16 protein-coding genes and 3 tRNA genes are annotated in these 16,419 nt (G+C 48.2%); 8 read left to right on the plus strand and 11 right to left on the minus strand.

The genetic code is table 11. The annotated features are described in order from the left end of the window. The 3 genes from MVG27_RS00235 to MVG27_RS00245 all read right to left on the minus strand — a co-directional run. The coding region (locus MVG27_RS00235) for a hypothetical protein (RefSeq protein WP_297555783.1) at positions 1-248 on the minus strand (248 nt) is incomplete at its 3' end. Between the two features lie 16 nt (positions 249-264). Then, positions 265-1,014 carry a dolichyl-phosphate beta-glucosyltransferase gene (locus MVG27_RS00240; RefSeq protein WP_297555786.1) on the minus strand — a complete coding sequence of 250 codons (750 nt, stop codon included), beginning with the start codon at positions 1,012-1,014 and terminating at the stop codon, positions 265-267. Next, a complete protein-coding gene (locus MVG27_RS00245) occupies positions 1,011-2,258 on the minus strand; it encodes an oligosaccharide flippase family protein (RefSeq protein ID WP_297555789.1) in 1,248 nt (415 codons plus the stop codon). The genes MVG27_RS00240 and MVG27_RS00245 overlap by 4 nt, the downstream gene beginning before the upstream one ends. 503 nt (positions 2,259-2,761) lie before the next feature. Here MVG27_RS00245 and MVG27_RS00250 point away from each other — a divergent pair. Further along, complete coding sequence (locus MVG27_RS00250) at positions 2,762-3,277, plus strand: hypothetical protein (RefSeq protein ID WP_297555790.1); 516 nt, start codon at positions 2,762-2,764, stop codon at positions 3,275-3,277. Positions 3,278-3,302: 25 nt separating this feature from the next. Here the strand turns inward: MVG27_RS00250 and MVG27_RS00255 are convergent, their stop codons facing one another. Together MVG27_RS00255 and MVG27_RS00260 are read right to left on the minus strand one after the other, a co-directional pair. Beyond that, a complete protein-coding gene (locus tag MVG27_RS00255; protein ID WP_297555793.1) occupies positions 3,303-5,654 on the minus strand; it encodes an STT3 domain-containing protein in 2,352 nt (783 codons plus the stop codon). Between the two features lie 2 nt (positions 5,655-5,656). Further along, the gene (locus tag MVG27_RS00260) at positions 5,657-6,652 is read right to left on the minus strand and encodes an NDP-sugar synthase (RefSeq protein WP_297548204.1); all 996 of its coding nucleotides are present in this window, start codon (positions 6,650-6,652) and stop codon (positions 5,657-5,659) included. Positions 6,653-6,742: 90 nt separating this feature from the next. Between MVG27_RS00260 and MVG27_RS00265 the strand changes: the two genes are divergently transcribed. The 3 genes from MVG27_RS00265 to MVG27_RS00275 all read left to right on the plus strand — a co-directional run bounded on the left by MVG27_RS00265 (position 6,743) and on the right by MVG27_RS00275 (position 7,893). Next, on the plus strand, positions 6,743-7,687 hold the full coding sequence (locus MVG27_RS00265; RefSeq protein WP_297548202.1) for an NAD-dependent epimerase/dehydratase family protein: 945 nt from the start codon (positions 6,743-6,745) through the stop codon (positions 7,685-7,687). A gap of 43 nt (positions 7,688-7,730) precedes the next feature. Next, positions 7,731-7,808: transfer RNA gene (locus MVG27_RS00270), tRNA-Glu, on the plus strand. Between the two features lie 7 nt (positions 7,809-7,815). Further along, positions 7,816-7,893, plus strand: a tRNA-Ile gene (locus tag MVG27_RS00275). Between the two features lie 634 nt (positions 7,894-8,527). On the opposite strand, the gene MVG27_RS00280 is transcribed toward MVG27_RS00275, so the two are convergent. Further along, positions 8,528-8,605 (minus strand) — tRNA-Pro (locus tag MVG27_RS00280). Between the two features lie 67 nt (positions 8,606-8,672). Between MVG27_RS00280 and MVG27_RS00285 the strand changes: the two genes are divergently transcribed. The 4 genes from MVG27_RS00285 to MVG27_RS00300 all read left to right on the plus strand — a co-directional run bounded on the left by MVG27_RS00285 (position 8,673) and on the right by MVG27_RS00300 (position 12,636). Continuing rightward, entirely contained in the window at positions 8,673-9,728 is a 1,056-nt protein-coding gene (locus MVG27_RS00285; protein WP_297548200.1) for a glycosyltransferase family 2 protein, read from the plus strand. 63 nt (positions 9,729-9,791) lie between these two features. Continuing rightward, positions 9,792-10,505 carry an ATPase domain-containing protein gene (locus MVG27_RS00290; RefSeq protein WP_297548197.1) on the plus strand — a complete coding sequence of 238 codons (714 nt, stop codon included), beginning with the start codon at positions 9,792-9,794 and terminating at the stop codon, positions 10,503-10,505. Continuing rightward, entirely contained in the window at positions 10,502-10,921 is a 420-nt protein-coding gene (locus MVG27_RS00295; protein WP_297548195.1) for a hypothetical protein, read from the plus strand. Before MVG27_RS00290 ends, MVG27_RS00295 begins: the two co-directional genes overlap by 4 nt. A gap of 44 nt (positions 10,922-10,965) precedes the next feature. After that, entirely contained in the window at positions 10,966-12,636 is a 1,671-nt protein-coding gene (locus MVG27_RS00300) for a DUF4910 domain-containing protein (RefSeq protein ID WP_297548216.1), read from the plus strand. Here the strand turns inward: MVG27_RS00300 and MVG27_RS00305 are convergent. The 5 genes from MVG27_RS00305 to MVG27_RS00325 form a co-directional block, all read right to left on the minus strand. Beyond that, entirely contained in the window at positions 12,623-12,949 is a 327-nt protein-coding gene (locus MVG27_RS00305; RefSeq protein WP_297548214.1) for a transcriptional regulator, read from the minus strand. The two genes, MVG27_RS00300 and MVG27_RS00305, sit on opposite strands and share 14 nt — an antisense overlap. Positions 12,950-13,014: 65 nt before the next feature. Beyond that, positions 13,015-14,490, minus strand: coding sequence for a TrkH family potassium uptake protein (locus tag MVG27_RS00310; protein WP_297548193.1), 1,476 nt, complete (start codon positions 14,488-14,490; stop codon positions 13,015-13,017). Then, positions 14,487-14,966 (minus strand): NAD-binding protein, encoded by a 480-nt coding sequence (locus MVG27_RS00315; protein WP_297548191.1) that lies wholly within the window; start codon positions 14,964-14,966, stop codon positions 14,487-14,489. Before MVG27_RS00315 ends, MVG27_RS00310 begins: the two co-directional genes overlap by 4 nt. After that, complete coding sequence (locus MVG27_RS00320; protein WP_297548189.1) at positions 14,944-15,669, minus strand: NAD-binding protein; 726 nt, start codon at positions 15,667-15,669, stop codon at positions 14,944-14,946. Before MVG27_RS00320 ends, MVG27_RS00315 begins: the two co-directional genes overlap by 23 nt. Positions 15,670-15,714: 45 nt before the next feature. Continuing rightward, complete coding sequence (locus MVG27_RS00325) at positions 15,715-16,362, minus strand: metallophosphoesterase (protein ID WP_297548187.1); 648 nt, start codon at positions 16,360-16,362, stop codon at positions 15,715-15,717. Positions 16,363-16,419 lie beyond the last annotated feature (57 nt).

A 16,419-nucleotide genomic window follows, 5' to 3' on the forward strand; every position in this document is an offset into this window, starting at 1 on the left:
TTTAATATCTGAAATGGATAAAATATAGGTGTCCAGCACCTGATTACGACTATGTTGTCACTTTCAGTATATTCCTCCTTTTTAGATGTTATATTAGCGTAAACTGAAATTTTGATTCTCTCTAGTTTACTGATTGCTTCAACAAGGTTCTTTGTATAGGATGCTACACCGCTAAATTTTGTGTGTTTTTCTCCTCTCTTTGGATATACAGAGATAATGCCAACGTGTATTCTTGCCATAGATATCACCACCGTTTCGAATCAATTACTGTCCCTTCAATTTTGATGTCTTAATTATAGCCTTAAATGGACTATGATACAACCTCACCTTAACCAAAGCCATAAACATCTCAGGGACAACTTTCTTCACATCTAATGTTGAATTTTTGTCATTGTACCACTCAATCGGAACCTCCTTTATTCTAAACCCCTTTTTATGTGCTAAATAGAGTAACTCCACATCAAATGCGAATCCATTAACCTGCAAATCAGACAAAACTGCGTCAACAACGTCTTTTCTAAACACCTTGGCTCCGCACTGCGTGTCCCTTATACTCAGTCCAAAAAAAATCCTAACTAGCAAATTAAAACCTCTGCTGAGTATCTGTCTATAAAGAGGTTGTGGAATAAGAACTCTGCTCTCTTTTAGCCATCTCGATCCTAAAACAACATCATACCCGTTTTCTATTTCCTTTATTAGTTTCAGGAACTCTTTTGCAGGTGTAGAGTCATCGGCATCGGTAAAACCAATTATCTCTCCGTTTGCGATTTTGAATGCTTCTTTAATTCCTCCTCCTTTTCCAAGCCTTTTTGGGAACTCTAGAATTCTTATATTGTTCTTCCCGCGTGAAAACTCTCTCACAATCTCTGGTGTATTGTCTGTACACCCATCCATCTCAACTATAAGTTCAAAATTATTCCTAAACGTAGTATTAAAAGTGTTATAATAATCGTTAAGTGTCTTTAAAATCCTTTCCTCCTCGTTATACGCTGGGACTATTATTGATACTTTCATTGAGATCCCCTCCATAATGAAATTACCGCAAGTACTAATCCCACTAACATAGCTAGCGAGAGTCCATTTATAATGTTTTCAATTGAAGTTCTAAAGTAATATAGAGTAATTATCTCGAGGAATACTCCAACCAACAGGGGATAAAAAATTTTTGTTCTGTTTATTGAGAGGGCATAATTCATAATAACATTAAGCAGAGCCAAAAGCATCATTGCCAACCCATACCTCCATAAATACGGCGCAACGCTGAGGTACTTTTCTCCGTAAATGAACGTGATAATGAACCTTGGAAACAGAGCATAAACCAGAACTATTCCCCCAGAAATCAAAAGTGTCAACGCTAATCCCTTTAGCAGCACATGAAAGTGTTCTTCTCCTTTTTCATGCATCTCTGCGGTTTTTGGGAATATAACCATTCCAACGGCACCCGGTGCAAATAGAACAATTTTCCCTAATACAGAGATAGCTGAATACTCTCCGGCCTCTAGAGGAGACAGATAGTGCTTTACTAAGATGACATCAATGTTCCACATTGTCGTATATGCAAATATTGACAGAAATGCCAGGCTACTGTAGTTTACAATGTCTCTGAGATTTACCCCTCCTTCTCCCTCGACTTTGAGCAAATCTCTGAGGAAGAATAGTGTTATAACGAGGGCAAATACATGTGCTAGGAATACCCCAGAGATGCCACCAACGACTCCCAACCCAAGTAACACAAAAAGGACACCAAAGACCAACTTAAAGAATGACCATGAGGAAGCGCTTATCCCTAAGGCCTCAAATCTTTGTAACCCTCTCAAAATTCCCTGATATACTGGAAGAACGAATCCAAATGGTACGGAGGCGAAAAGTAGGATAACTAGCAGGGGATTATCAATTTTAAGAAACTTGGATATGTACGGGCTTAGAATCACTACGCCCAAGAAAATTAACCCACCAAGCAGTGCCAGACTTTTGCTAGCCCTTACTAAGAGTGTCTTTATTTTCCCATACTCATTGTTTATCTTGTATATTGATGTAAATTTTGTTATGGAAGTGTTCACGGTTGTAGAGAATACAGAGAATATATAGAATAGAGACAGCAAACTAAAGAGCTCTCCATACTCGATTGGAGTTAATAATCTTCCCATAGAGAGCTGATAGAGATAATTAAAAAAGTTTGAAAATCCCATAGCTATCATCATTATTGCGGTATCTTTGATGAGTTTACTTTTTTTTATCCAGTCTCTAAGAATGTCCATTACATTTCCCCCATGCTGAGGGTTCGGAGAGTGCTCACTTTAATACCATTAAAAACTTTTCCAGTTCTAGGAGGTTTGTCAAACTCATCTTTAGAACCTTATCCAAAATCCACGCGGAGTCTTAGGTTTAGTTTTTTCTCAGCTGATGATCTTTCCATGTGTTTCATTTTCTTTGGTTCTGTTTTCGAACTCTTCTGGATAAGCGTTAGAAATTCACGCTAATTTGCCCTACTCTAGGGGAACACATTTAAATCCTTAAAATTAATCATCTAATTAGGTGATGAATTATATCCTTATCTATCCTCGACTTTAGAGAATTACTCAAGATCCTCGCGGAGCTATTTGGTGAAAATGAGTTTGATAGTAGAACTGCATCTGAAGCCATTTCAACTTATCTTTATCTAACAAGAAAGGATCCACAAATACTTCAGAGGACAAGACCAAAGCTAATTTCTAATGACCTCCGTAGACTTTATCAGATGGGATTTCTTAGACGTCATAAGGTGTCCAGAGAATGCAGAAATAAAAATGGAAAGGTATACAATTGTGGCTATAAGTACATGTACAGAATAACTCGCCAAGGATGGAACTACCTTAAATATCTTGAGGAAAGGAACTTATTGAAATTTACTCTTGAGGACTTTTCCGAAGTATATAGGAGTGTTCAGATTGCTATTAAAAAATTAGCTCTGATGGAACTGCTAGAAAGGAATGATTCGAACTCTTATCTTTTAATGAGTCTCATAACTGAAGACATTAACAGATGGTTTTCATCTCAGGGCTTCAGACGATTTCAGATGAAAGAACTCCTCTTTAAACAGAAAACAACTTTGCTGGCATATTTTTACAAGGTGATTCTAAACTTTGAGAATCAAATACTGTTAAGGGATCTTCAAATAAAGCTTTTAATAAGGGAATTACGGAAGTGTAAAGAAAAGCATCATTTGGGAGATTTAAATCTGCTTACCATAGCAGAACTCAACCTCAAACACATTCATAATGAGAATGAGAAATTATAACTACATTATGCAGAAGTTAGCTCTATTAACTCTTCAGCACGTCTTCTATCCTGAACACTCCCCTATCAAGAACCGTCCCCTTCTGAACGTATACGTACCTGACAACGACACTCCCGTTCAAGTTCTTTGGAAGAGTGAACTCGCTTTTGCCCTTCACGTTAAACCACTTCCTGTAAACGAGCGTCCCGTTGTCGAGGTAGCCGTATACACCAATGGCGGTTCCAGTCGAGTTTGTAAACCTTAGGACCACTGAACCGTTCTGGGAAGTTACAATCACATTCGGGTGAAGGAACCGGAATATCTTCACAATTCCCCCATCGGAGTAGAGGAGCTGATAGTTTTTTGAATAGTTGTTGGTGAACATGAGCTTGGCCAGTGGTGTCTCGAATGCTTTCCCGTTCATCAGTATAGCGTAGCCGTAGTTCAGGTTTATGTAAACGTAAGCATCGAGGGTTGGCCTTTCCTTCAGCGGGACTTCTTGGACTTTTGTCTCTTTCTCAACGAAGACCTTAACAGGAACCCCCAAGACGTTGCCAATCCTCACTCTCACATCCCAGCTTTCCCCGGGGGTTGCCATTACCGTGTAACCCGGGGCGGTGAACGTTAGGATTCCCGGTGTTGAAACAGGCCAAAGAACTACCATAGCGTATCCGGTTTCCCCGGCAGTTCGGAGAATAGCCCCGAACTTTTCAACGGCGTCGAGAGACACTATGATGTAATCAATACCAAGGCTCATGAGTCTTTTTTCCGAAACTTTTCCGAGGTAGTAATCCGCTACAAACTTGCTGGGGCTTCCTTGAGCAACCGGCGCCCTCTCCGCAAAATAAGTTACCCAGTGTCCCTCGTCCCACCAGGTTAAGACGACGTCGTTGATGTTTGAGTGGTTTCCAAGGTACTCCAATGCCTTCACCCAGTTGTCGTTGACAAACGGCCTCACGGACAGAGTATTCTTAAATCCTGTATATGCCGTCGTTGCCGGGACGAAGATAAGGAGCACCGCCAGGGCAATGACGCCAAACTTTCTGGCTTTGAGTTTTGGGGCTAGAAGCTCGTAAACCTCAACCAGGCCAATACCGGCCATGAGCGCTATCGTAAGTGAACCTATGAACAGGAACCTTGTCCAGATGAGCAACATGGGTAAAGCCACCAATGCCAGACCTAAGATGAGGTAGTCGCTAGCTCTTTTCTTCCTAAATGAAATTCCAAAGAGAGGAACCGCCAGAAAGGCCAGACCGTAGGCCTGGCAGAGGTCACTTAAACCCGTCCTCTGGGTTTCGACTATCGGGGCGTTTACGAAGATTTCCTTTATCAGGTTGTTGAGCTGTCCATAGTGGTGGGACGCGACTACCAAAGTGGCCAGAACCAAAACTCCGGTAATGACGTACCTCGTCTTTCTGTTTTTTGAGAACCTAGCAAGAATTACTAGGATTAAGATTGTCACAACAGCTAAGGAAACGGCGTATTTGAGGTAGAGATAGAGGAATGCGTCCTTTATAAAGCCGAAGTTAAAACCAAACTCTTCGGCAATCTTTTTGCCAAGCCACCTGTTGTAACCGACCATTCCAAAGCCAAATTTTTCTCCGATTGAGTTCGCTATTAACACCCCAAGGACTGTCGAGAGCGCTATGATTACCCCCTCAACTATTTTCTCGTCCCTTTTCAGGACAAAAACTCCAAGGGAAAGCAGGAATGCATTCGCGAGGACGAAGGCGAATATTGGATAGTAAGCCTGCCAGAAGAAAGCTGAGAGCCCCGTTGCTACCCCAGGAATAAGATAAAATGCAAACCTCTCATACTCCCATCGTTTGGGTTTCCACGTTAGTCCCAGGGTTATCCCAAGGAGAGCCACGCTGTACCAGAAGAGCATATAGTTGTCTCCCCTGTAGTAGCCGGCCATGGAGCGGAAGACGTGGCCAAAGCTTACAGCCAGCAGAAAGGCCGACAGAAACGCCTCCTTCTTTCCATAGAGCCTGAGGACAGCCAGGTAAGTGAAAACCACTGTCAGAACGCCGAAGATTACGGGTGTTACCCTGAAGGCGTTGTAGAGGGAGAGGCCGAGGAAATGAAGGAGCTTGTATACATACGCAGGGGTCATCCACAGGCCAAGAGGGTGGAAGAGCTTTATCTGAATTCCCCATGGACCAAGTGCATAGGGGAAGAAGTTTACCCAGCCATGGCTTAACGCGTATCTTATGTATGCTAGGTGAAAGTAGGGATCGTAGCCGAGGAGGTACTTAAAGCGCATTGGAAGGAGCCTGATTACAAGGGCAATTGAGACTATGGTTGGGAGTGCAAACTTTAATTCAAGAAATTTTTTAGATGGGAAAAAAACTTTGTCTGTTACTTTGCTCATCAAACTAACTTTTTCGTCGTTCATTCTTACTCTCCCCTCTGTATTTTCGCATGACCCCCGACAAGGCTCTTCCTAAGCTCTAAGTTCCTTATCTCGCACTTCTCGTCTATGATTGAGCGCCATATAGTAGAATTCCTGATAACGGTCTTCCTGAAGATTATGGAATCGCTAACGTCGGAGTTCTCTATGATGCAGTCTTCGCCAATATAGGCGAAGGGTCCTATGATTGAACGCCCCAGTATCTTTGCACCCTTCTTTATAACTACAGGCGGGATTATCTTAGAGTATGGGCTTATTTGGATTTCCTCTATGTGGCTTTCTTTCATCAAAGTTCTCAGGGCTTCGAGGTAGCTATCGGCAGAGCCTATGTCGTACCAGTACTCGGAAAAGCGGTAGGCCTTAATTGACTCTCCCTTCTTAAGGAGCCACTGGACGAAGTAGCCAGGTGAATCTCTATTTCCATTAGAGAGATAATTGTCAAGAAGTTCCATGACTCTCCTGGGAAAGACATAAACACCCGTGCTTATAAGGGTCGAACGTGGCTGTGCTGGCTTCTCCTCGAAGGCAATCACTTTGTCTCCCTCGAGCACGACAACACCGTAGCGCTTGGCCAGTTCAAAGTCACCCACATCGTAGACTGCTATCAGTGTTTCCCCGCTGTACCTACCCAGAAACTCCGCCAGGGAGAATGAAAAGATGTTGTCGCCAGCTATAACGAGGTAGTCATCGAAGCCGAGCTCCTCGACGGCCTTTCTCATGGCTCCTATCGTTCCCAGCTTCTCCTCCTCATGGAGCGTGTCTTCTATGATTAGCTCAACACCGTACTCATCGGCAACAGGCCTGAAGTTGGACTCAAAGAAGCGGTTCGTTGAGATGTAAACTGGTAAATCCAGCTTCAAAACTTTCTCGAGGATATAATCTATTATCCTCTTTTCACCAACAGGAAGTAAAGCCTTGGGGTTATCTTTAGTTATTGGCCAAAGCCTCGTGGCGTAACCGCCGGCCATTATGAGGACTTTCATCTTTTCACCCTCTATTCCTTGCGGAATAATTAATACAAAAAACTTTCCCAAAACTTAATAATCGTTCCTAGAACTCCAGATGGTGATATCATGAGAGTTCTTGTCACTGGTGGCGCTGGCTTCATAGGCTCACACCTCGTCGACAAACTGATGGAGCTCGGCCACAGCGTCAGAGTTCTCGACGACCTGAGCGCCGGCAGTTTGGACAACGTCAGGCGCTGGCTCGAGCATGAACGTTTCGAGTTCATCAGAGGGGATATGCGGAACCTTGAAGTCGTTGAAAAAGCCGTTAAAGACGTTGAAGCCGTCTTCCACCTTGCGGCAAACCCGGAGGTTAGAATCGGCTCCCAGAGTCCAGAGCTTCTCTACGAGACCAACGTTTTGATAACCTACAACCTCCTCAACGCGATGAGAGATTCTAACGTCAAATACCTCGTCTTCACGAGCTCGTCAACGGTCTATGGAGATGCTGATGTCATTCCCACTCCAGAGGACTACGGCCCGCTGGAACCGATAAGCGTCTACGGAGGGGCGAAGCTCGCGGCCGAGGCCTTGATAAGTGGCTACGCCCATACCTTTGGATTCAGAGCTTTAATCTTCCGTTTGGCGAATATAATAGGTGAGCGCTCCAACCACGGTGTTATCTATGATTTCATCAACAAGCTGAGGAAAAACCCAGAGGAGCTTGAAATCCTCGGCGATGGAACCCAGAGGAAGAGCTACCTCCACGTGAGCGACACGGTTGATGGCATACTTAAAATCTTCGAGCACTTTAAGAAAAGTAACAAAACTGTGGATTTCTACAACCTTGGAAACGACGACTGGATAACGGTTAGAGAGATAGCGGAGATAGTCAGCGAGGAAATGGGCCTCAAGCCGGTCTTTAAGTTCACTGGGGGAGTTGATGGTGGCCGTGGTTGGAAAGGAGATGTAAAGTTCATGCGCCTTAGCATAAAGAAAGCCAAGAGAAGTGGCTGGAGACCGAGGCTTAACAGCTATGAGGCAGTCAGAAAAACCGTTAGAGAGCTTCTTTAACCGAAAACTTTTTAAATTCTCTCTACTCCTTAATCCCGGAAACGCCCCGGTGGTGTAGCCCGGTCAATCATGCGGGACTCTCGATCCCGCGACCCGGGTTCAAATCCCGGCCGGGGCACCATTCTATTGGGCCCGTGGCTCAGCCTGGTCAGAGCGCCCGCCTGATAAGCGGGAGGTCCGGGGTTCGAAGCCCCGCGGGCCCACCAGTTACAAACTTCGCCTGCGCGAAGTTTGACCAAGGTTTGCATGTCCTTTTTGAGGAATCGTAGTTTTAAGGGGTTTTATTCTTGAGCTTGCCCCTTCTTGCCGGTTCTTCTTTAGAATAACGCCCTTCGGGCGTTGATGAGGAGTAGAACTTGTCTTGGCTTGTTTTGTTTGATGAAAAACCCGCTTTGAGTTTGAAATGTTTAGAGGACATGCAAACTTATTCTTGTTATTTTGGTGGAAGTTTATTTTTTGGTCAAACTTTTCAAAGCAAAGTTTGCTTGCTTGTGCAAGCGCTGGCGGAAGAGCATGTGCATCTTCTGTAATGTTCAGATTCTGTGGGGTTTTTACTCACTTGCTCCTTTGGTAAGTGTTTCACTGTCCAAAGCGCCCTTCGGGCGCTGATTAAAGTCAAAACTGCTTGAAAATGTTTGTTTAAGGGATTAAACCCCTTTCAAAGTTACAGTTGGTTAGTGCATGGCTAATCTTTGTCCTTCTTGAATGGCAAGAGCCAATTTTTGGCCAAGCTTTTTCCAAAAGGTTGAAGGAGTAAAGTTTTAACAAAGCTTGAAGGGATTAAGAAAATTTAACTTGGTCTTCTTTTTGCGATCCTAAAAGCAATCTTCGAAAGTTCTCTGGTGGGGCCGCCGAGATTTGAACTCGGGTCTCCGGCTCCCGAAGCCGGAAGGATAGACCAAGCTACCCCACGGCCCCATGCCCGCTTTTAAGGACTTCGGAGAGCTTATAAAGTTTACGCACTACTACGGCAGGGTGTGGGTGAGTGCGGGTTAGTATAATAGTTCCAACATACAATGAGAGAGAAAACCTTCCTGAACTTCTTGAGAGGATTTCGAAAGCCCTCAAGGATTACGATTATGAAATAATTATTGTTGATGACGATTCCCCCGATGGAACGTGGAAGCTCGCCGAAGAGCTGTCAAATAAGTATCCCGTCAGGGTAATTCGGAGAACCGAGGAGAAGGGCCTTTCCTCGGCTGTAATCAGGGGGTTTAAGGAAGCGAAGGGTGACGTTTTCGTGGTCATGGATGCGGACCTACAGCACCCTCCTGAAATAATCCCAGAGCTTTTAAGAGAAATCGAAGAGGGTGCCGACATAGCGATAGCAAGCCGCTATGTTCCGGGTGGAGGCGTTAAGAACTGGTACTGGTACAGGAAGCTTATCTCAAAGGGCGCCATAATGCTCGGTCGCCTGGCCCTTCCAAAGATAAGGAACGTGAAGGACCCCGTGAGCGGGTTCTTTGCCCTCCGGAGGGAGGTTGTGGAAAACGTTGAGCTCAATCCCGTTGGCTTCAAAATCCTCATGGAGATTCTCATAAAGGGCAACTACAAGAAGGTCGTGGAGGTTCCCTTCGTTTTCGGCCTGAGGAAGGCCGGCGAGAGCAAGCTGAGCGGGAAGACGATGCTTAATTACCTGAGGCACCTCTACAGGCTTATGCGCTGGGAAGGGGAACTCGACAGGCTAATAAAATTTTCCATCGTCGGCTTTTCCGGGATTATCGTTAACGAGGGTTTTCTATGGCTGTTCGTTAACCTCGGCATCGACAAGTACGTCGCCAACGTTCCGGCGACAGAACTCGCGATACTCAACAACTTCATCTGGAACGACCTCTGGACGTTTAAGGACCTCAAGAGGAAGCCATTGTGGAAGAGGCTCGTTAGCTTCCACATCGCCGCGTTAACAGGCGCCCTAGTCCAGTGGGCGATATACGTTCCCCTCGTGTGGCTCGGCATTCACTACCTCATAGCTAACCTAGTCGGCATTGGAGCTTCCTTCATAGTGCGCTTCGCAGTTAACAGGCACGTCACATGGGGTTGAATATTCTCCAGGGGGTAACCTTTAATACTGGACTTTCTCTAACCTTTAGGGGGTGCGCGGGAGATGTACGTAGGCGAGCTACTCAAGGGACTCGACAGACTGCCCACCGGCGTTCCGGGACTCGATAACCTCATCGGCGGCGGCTTTCTGCCGGGAAGGGTTTACCTCATTACGGGTCCCCCCGGGAGCGGAAAGACTACCCTGGGAATTCAGTTTCTTGTTGAAGGCGCCAACAACGACGAGAAGGGCCTCTTCATCTCGCTCTTTGAAACGCAGGACGTTATCTTACGCGATATGCTCCGCTACAACTTCGGAATCCTCGAACACTTTCAGTCAAAGAAGATAGCCTTCTATGACCTCGGCGAGATTCTCTTGAGTGCCAACCGCGAGCTAACGTGGGAGGAGTTATTCAAGCTTCTCATCGAAATTATCAAGCGCGAAAAAGCAAAGAGGGTCGTGATTGACTCCTTCAGCCTCTTCGAGTCCTTCGTCAGCGACCCGGCCGGAAAGAAAAAGGCCCTGGGAAGGTTCGTCAGACTGCTCCGCTCCCTTGAGGTTACGACACTTCTCCTCGCGGAGATGCTGAGCTCCGAAAAATACACCGACGAATACTACCTCGCGGACGGCGTCATAGTGCTCCACCACTTCATGCGCAACTACCAGATGGTGAGAGCTCTCCAGATACTCAAGATGCGTGGCGTTCCCCACGACAGCAACCTTAAGAGGCTTCGCTTCACAACCGACGGAATAAGGGTCTATCCGGAGGCCCCGCTATGACAGACGAGAAGAAGGCCCTCCTTAAGGAGGCCTACCAGTTCGGCTACTTCGTCGGTCTTAGAGGACACAGCGAGTGGGCGGAGTGGGTTAGGCAGAAGAGGGAAGAGCTCTACCAAAGGGCAGAGGAGCTGGGAATTTACGAGCTGGTTAAGGACGCATACCGGAAGGGAAAGGAACTCGGAAAGAGGGACAGGGAGGAGAAGCTCTACGAGGGCCTCGTTGCAAAGGTCGAGAGGGAAGAGGAGCCGAGGGTAAGAAAGGTCGTCTCGTCCAGGGTTGAGACCAAACCACCGGAAGAAACCTCAATCGAGCGCGATTACTTGGAGTTCATCCAGAGCACAAAGCTGACAATGCCTCCCGAACTGCTCGACTCCCTCAAGCATCTGGAGCCCCCGAAGATGCTCCGCCTTGAGTAGGCAACCTTTTATACTTCTTTCTCCACGTTAATACGGTGACCTTCATGAAGTTACCCGATGTCCGGCTCAGTCCAGAGCGTATTCTGAAGGATATTTCTGAGATAGGGGAGTTCCACAGGATTCAGGGTTCACGGGAACTCGTTGAGAGCGTTAAGTTCATCAAAGAAAAGCTCGACTCCTTTGGCGTTGAGAACGACCTTCTATCGGACTCCTACGACGGAAAAACCTGGCACGGAACCCTGGCTTCCCCCATAGCGTGGAACCCCATTCGCGGTGAGCTTTCCTACGACGGGAAGAGGCTCACGACCGAGGAGAGCCCGCTCCTGATAATGGCCCACTCTCCGGAGGGAGAGGTCAAAGCTGAAGTCCTGCCGATTTTCCGCGAGGAAGACTGGGATGACGCGGAGGGAAAGGTCGTTGTCGTAAACAAGGACTGGAGAAACGCCTACAGGAAAGCCAACGAAGCGGGAGCAAAGGCCTTCATAGCCCACCGGGAGGGGACTGGAGAGTTCTACCCCTACATAGGCCTTTTTCTTACAAAAGAAGACCTTGAATGGGCGAAGATTCCAGCCTTGGCAGTTCCCGAGAGCGTCGCGAAGGATATGGTTTCCAAGTCCCTCAAAGGTAGCGTTGAGGTTAGCCTCTCGGTTCAGGTTGAAAGGCCCAAGAGAGAAGACCTCCCAATGCTCTACGCGAAGGTGGGCGAACCGCCCTACATAGTTTTCTCTGCCCACATCTGCCACCCGAGGCCTGGGGCCAACGACAACGCGAGCGGGAGCGCGATGCTAATCGAGCTGGCGAGGAAGCTCAGCGAGGCTTACAAGTACTCATTCCGCTTCGGCTTCGCCTTCCTCTGGGTTCCCGAGCATCATGGGACACAGACCTTCTTCGAGAGGGCGAAACCGGGAGAATATTACGCGAACATAAACCTCGACATGGTTGCAGGAAGCCCGGACAGGAGCGGTTCAACGCTGATGCTCGTGAGAACCCCGTTCTCGCGCTTTTCCGTGGTTTCCGGCCTGCTTGAGCACTTTCTCTGGAGGTTTAACAGAAAAGAAAAGAGCTTCTCCGGAAGCGAGATTCCTGCCATAGCGTTTAAGCCCTATCCCTACGAGATGGGAAGCGACCACGACGTCTTCAACTTCTTTGGGGTTCCGGGGACTATGCTGATAACCTGGCCCGACAGGTTCTACCATTCAAGCGGGGACACGGTTGAGAAGGTCAGCCTGGAGACGATTTCAATAATCGGCAACGCAGTTCTTTCCACTGCCCTCTCGCTCGCGGAAGGAGAGGGGAAAACGCTGGGAAGGTTCGCGAGGGGCTACGCGATGAAAGTCCTCGGCGAGCTCTCGATGGCCAGAGATACCGAGGAGAGCGAGAGGCTTGTAATGAAGGGCCTCGCGAGGGATTCGGAATTCCTTGGGTTGAACCTCGGTCACGATTTTGATGATGAACCCTGGCTCCACTGGAAGGCCAGAGGAGTTCTAAACGAGAGGCTGATTAGAGCGAGGAACGGAAACTGGGAGGAGTTCAGAAAACTCACCGAGGACAGAAGGGTTTACTCCCAGCTCCACGAGCTGTTAATGCTCTCAGAGATTCTTCCGAAGGAGAGGGCCTTTAGAGCTCTTTCTGAGGAATACGGTAAAGTTGAAAGGGAAAAACTCGAAAAGCTTGTCGAAATCCTTGAGGAGGCGAAAATAGTCATTCCTTCTTGAGTTCCCTTTCTATTTCGCCTATCCTCTCAAGGATATATCTTTTAAGGTTCTCAAGAAGCTCCGCGGGAGAAACTGCCGTGTATGTGTAACCGAGCCAGCCTTGCTGGATTAGCTCCCTCTTCAGCATTCCCCTTCTGTAGAGGTTGAGCACGTGCTCTCTGACGGAACGCTCGCTTATTCCGAGCTCCCTGACTATTTCGGTTATCCTCATGGGTTTTCGCTTTTCGAGAAGGAGACGGTATATCCTGAGCTCCGTTTTCTTGACTCCCAGTGAGCGGAGGAGCGCTTCCAGTCTCTCGTAAACGTCGTTCATCTCTCTCACCATTTAGGTTCTCACCTATGAAAAACAAACTTCATAAGTGTTAATAAGTCTTTTCCCTACCACTTCCAGTAGCTTTTCGTGAAGAGCACGAGGGCTGTCACTATCTCCAGTCTGCCGAGCCACATCAGGAAGAACATGAGAATCCTTGTGGAAGGCGGGAACACCAGATAGTTTGCCATCGGCCCCACTGCCCCGATGCCGGGCCCTATGTTTCCGAGGGTTGCCGCAACGGCACTCATTGAATCCGCGAGGGTGAGGTTCGCTCCGTTGGTTGTCCCGTTGATTACCACAACTAGAGACGAGACAAAAAAGATGACAAAATAGAGGGCTATGAATGCCAGAGCTCCCCTCACAGAACGTTCCTCGACGGGCTTTCCTCCCAGCTCTATCGACTTCACGGCCGATGGGTGAAACGCCTGCAGAAGCTCCCTCTTTATCGCCTTAATCCCGATTATCCACCTAACAACCTTGATGGAACCCGCGGTGGACCCGCTCGACCCACCTATGAACATGGCGAAAAACAGCACAGCCTGAGCGGGGAGCGTCCAGTTGGCGAAGTTCATTGTCGCATAACCCGTGGTCGTTACTATCGAAGTTACCTGAAAGAGGGCCTGCCTGAAAGCAGTGGATAAAGAAAACCCGTACTGGTTTACGAGCATCGGGACAAGAATGGTGGACAGCCCGATGAGTATTAGGACGTAAACCCGGAACTCCTCGTTTTTCCTGATTCTGAAATCCCTCCTCAGAAGATACCAGAAGAGTGCAAAGTTAGCGCCCGCCAGTATCATGAAGACTATGATAACCCACTGGACTGCCGGTGAAAACGCTTCGATTGAAGCCGCGAGCGGGGAAAACCCTCCCGTGCTCATGGTTGTGAAGGCATGGACGAGGGCCATATAGGGGGTCATTCTCGGTGCAAGCCCAAGGTAGTGGAGCAGGACAAGTATTGCCGTTTCAAGGAGAGTGAGGCCGATGTATATGCCCCAGAATATCCTCGCCGTCTGCCGTATATGGGGCGTGAGTTTCTGTAGCTGTGGCCCGGGGGCCTCGAGGCTCATGAGTTCAGCCCCACCAACGCTGAGCCGGGGGAGAATCGCTATGGCCAGAACGACGATTCCCATTCCCCCGAGCCACTGGGTCAGCTGACGCCAGAAGAGGATTGCCTTTGAAGGCTCGTTGAAGTTGTCAAGAACCGTCGCTCCTGTTGTAGTGAACCCGCTCATGCTCTCGAAAAGTGCATTTACCGGGTCTGCGAGGGAACTCTTTCCGGAGATTACGTATGGCAACGCCCCTATGACCGCGACCACAAGCCACGCAAGAGATACTAGGAGAAAAGCCTCCTTGGTTCCTATCTCCGGGTTTCTATCGAGGGTGCGGAGAAAGAGCCCGAGGCCAAGGCTTATCACCATGGGAATCAAAAAGGGCTTTACCGATGTTCCACTGGTCAGGGCGACAATCATCGGCAGGATTAACGTGAGCCCGAGGAGAACAACTATCTCTCCGAGGAGGGACAACACGGCTTTAATCCTCATAGTTCAAGTTCCCCCAGCCTTTCATCTTCAACAACGATTGTCGCGATGTCCCCCTTCCTGAGGGTGAAGTTTCCCCCAGGGATTATCGTTTCTCCCTCCCTGAGAACCGGTCCGAGAATGGCCCCAACTTCATCCGGTTTTTTGCCGGCGAGGTTTTCTCCTATCTCAACGGCAAGAACCGTCACTCCGGGAATACCCGAGACGATTCCAAGAATGTGCTCCCCCTTAATGGCCAGAACTATTCTTTCAGCGGTCTCTATCTCGGGACTGACAACGAATATACCGTTTTTCTCAAAAATATCGCTGAAGTACTGTTCGTGGACTATGGAAAACACCCTTTTGACCCCGGACTTCACCGCGATGAGGCTCGCGAGGAGGTTGTGGCTGTCTTCTCCGAGACATGCAATTCCCAAATCCGCCCGGTTCAGTTCTTCCCCGCGCCAGAGATTCTGGTCAAATACATCTCCCTGAATCACAAGGACAGAATCGAGCTTTTTTTGAAGCGTATTCAGCTCTTTTCTCGTCCCTCTCAACAAGTTTTACGTTGTAGACCTTCTCGGAAAGCATTTCAGCCAAGAAAATTCCCGTTTCACTTCCCCCCATTATGAGTACATTTTGTGGCCTCTGGGCTCTGTACGTTCTCCTTATCTCGTCAAGGGTTCCTATTACGAGTGTTCTCCCCTTTATCTCGACACTCCAGAGGGTTTCCGGGGCCGAAAGAACGTCCCCAACGTAGAGCTCTCCGTACAGTTTCCTCAGAAACCGTATCTGGGGATACTCGACAACGTTTATTATGCTCCGGGCAACGAGGGGAACGGCGCACACCATCGTGTCAACGCCAAGGGCCTCCCTCCCACGCCCCCAAACGCGCAGGTATTCCATGTTTTTGACCCTTGCAATCGTCCTGGGGTTCGATAGGGTTTTTGCGAGTGAACAGACAACGATGTTGACGTTATCGTTGTTGGTTGTGGCTATCACGTAGTCGGCATTATAAACGCCGGCCTCTTCAAGGGTATCGGGCAGGGTTGCATCCCCCTCAACCGCAAGAACGTCAAGGGAATACTGAAGCTCATCAACGAGCCTTCCGTTTATGTCAACGACAGTTACATCGTGCCTTTTGGATAAGTGCTCCGCAACTCGCCTCCCAACTCTCCCGGCACCCACAACTATTACCTTCATGGATACCCCTGTATGCTAGGTGGTCAACAACTTAAAGTTGATGGTTCAAACGTCAATGGCTCCGAGGTAAATCCCCTCGGGAAGGAACAGCTCGGCTTTTTTCGCGTTCCTCAGAAACGGGACGAGCTTCAGCCCCTCCCTGACGTCGAAGCCCTCTATGTATGGGTTCACCGTCGGCAGGACGAGGAACTTTCCGGTTCTAACGAAAACCTTCACCTTTCTCGCAACCCCGCCGGATTTGAGCGTGTAGGCCGGATGAGCGTGGCCAAGGAAGGCCTCATCGAAGTCTATCCGGGGTAACTTCGTATGGCCGTGAAGGAAGAGCTGACCGTCGATTAGAAAATACTCTCGCACTTCGACGTTCGAGAAGCGCTTGGCAACTTCCTCAATCCTTCCATCGTGGTTGCCCTTTGCGATTAAAACCCTAACGTCCCCCAGTGTCGAAAAAAAGCGGAGTAACATCTCCTTCAGGCGGAAACTCAGGCCGAGCGGTTCCTTTAAGTCCCCGAGAATTACCAGGGAATCCGCGTTGCTTTCAAGGACGAACTCCGCGAGCTTTTCCTCCAAGTGCGTTCTAATCCTAAGGCCCCGTGAGAGCTCAAACCCTATGTGGGGGTCCGCAATGAGAAGCGTTTTTCCCAGGGAGGTATCAATCAAAAGGGATAAATGCTCGAAATCGGAAAAAGGAGACATAGAACCACCGGGCATCAGATAAGCCCGCGCTCCTTCCTGCGCTGTCTCTTGAGGCGC

Source organism: Thermococcus sp. (genome assembly GCF_027011145.1).
Taxonomy (GTDB): domain Archaea; phylum Methanobacteriota_B; class Thermococci; order Thermococcales; family Thermococcaceae; genus Thermococcus.

What these genes read in the sequence shown, in the direction of transcription:
- MVG27_RS00260 (WP_297548204.1), bottom strand. Translation starts at nt 6,652, where the DNA reads ATGAAAGTCCTCATAATGGCCGGCGGTTACGCCACGAGGCTTTGGCCA.
- MVG27_RS00300 (WP_297548216.1), top strand. Translation starts at nt 10,966, where the DNA reads ATGAAGTTACCCGATGTCCGGCTCAGTCCAGAGCGTATTCTGAAGGAT.
- MVG27_RS00255 (WP_297555793.1), bottom strand. Translation starts at nt 5,654, where the DNA reads ATGAACGACGAAAAAGTTAGTTTGATGAGCAAAGTAACAGACAAAGTT.
- MVG27_RS00295 (WP_297548195.1), top strand. Translation starts at nt 10,502, where the DNA reads ATGACAGACGAGAAGAAGGCCCTCCTTAAGGAGGCCTACCAGTTCGGC.
- MVG27_RS00265 (WP_297548202.1), top strand. Translation starts at nt 6,743, where the DNA reads ATGAGAGTTCTTGTCACTGGTGGCGCTGGCTTCATAGGCTCACACCTC.
- MVG27_RS00320 (WP_297548189.1), bottom strand. Translation starts at nt 15,669, where the DNA reads ATGAAGGTAATAGTTGTGGGTGCCGGGAGAGTTGGGAGGCGAGTTGCG.
- MVG27_RS00305 (WP_297548214.1), bottom strand. Translation starts at nt 12,949, where the DNA reads ATGAACGACGTTTACGAGAGACTGGAAGCGCTCCTCCGCTCACTGGGA.
- MVG27_RS00240 (WP_297555786.1), bottom strand. Translation starts at nt 1,014, where the DNA reads ATGAAAGTATCAATAATAGTCCCAGCGTATAACGAGGAGGAAAGGATT.
- MVG27_RS00310 (WP_297548193.1), bottom strand. Translation starts at nt 14,490, where the DNA reads ATGAGGATTAAAGCCGTGTTGTCCCTCCTCGGAGAGATAGTTGTTCTC.
- MVG27_RS00290 (WP_297548197.1), top strand. Translation starts at nt 9,792, where the DNA reads ATGTACGTAGGCGAGCTACTCAAGGGACTCGACAGACTGCCCACCGGC.
- MVG27_RS00325 (WP_297548187.1), bottom strand. Translation starts at nt 16,362, where the DNA reads ATGTCTCCTTTTTCCGATTTCGAGCATTTATCCCTTTTGATTGATACC.
- MVG27_RS00245 (WP_297555789.1), bottom strand. Translation starts at nt 2,258, where the DNA reads ATGGACATTCTTAGAGACTGGATAAAAAAAAGTAAACTCATCAAAGAT.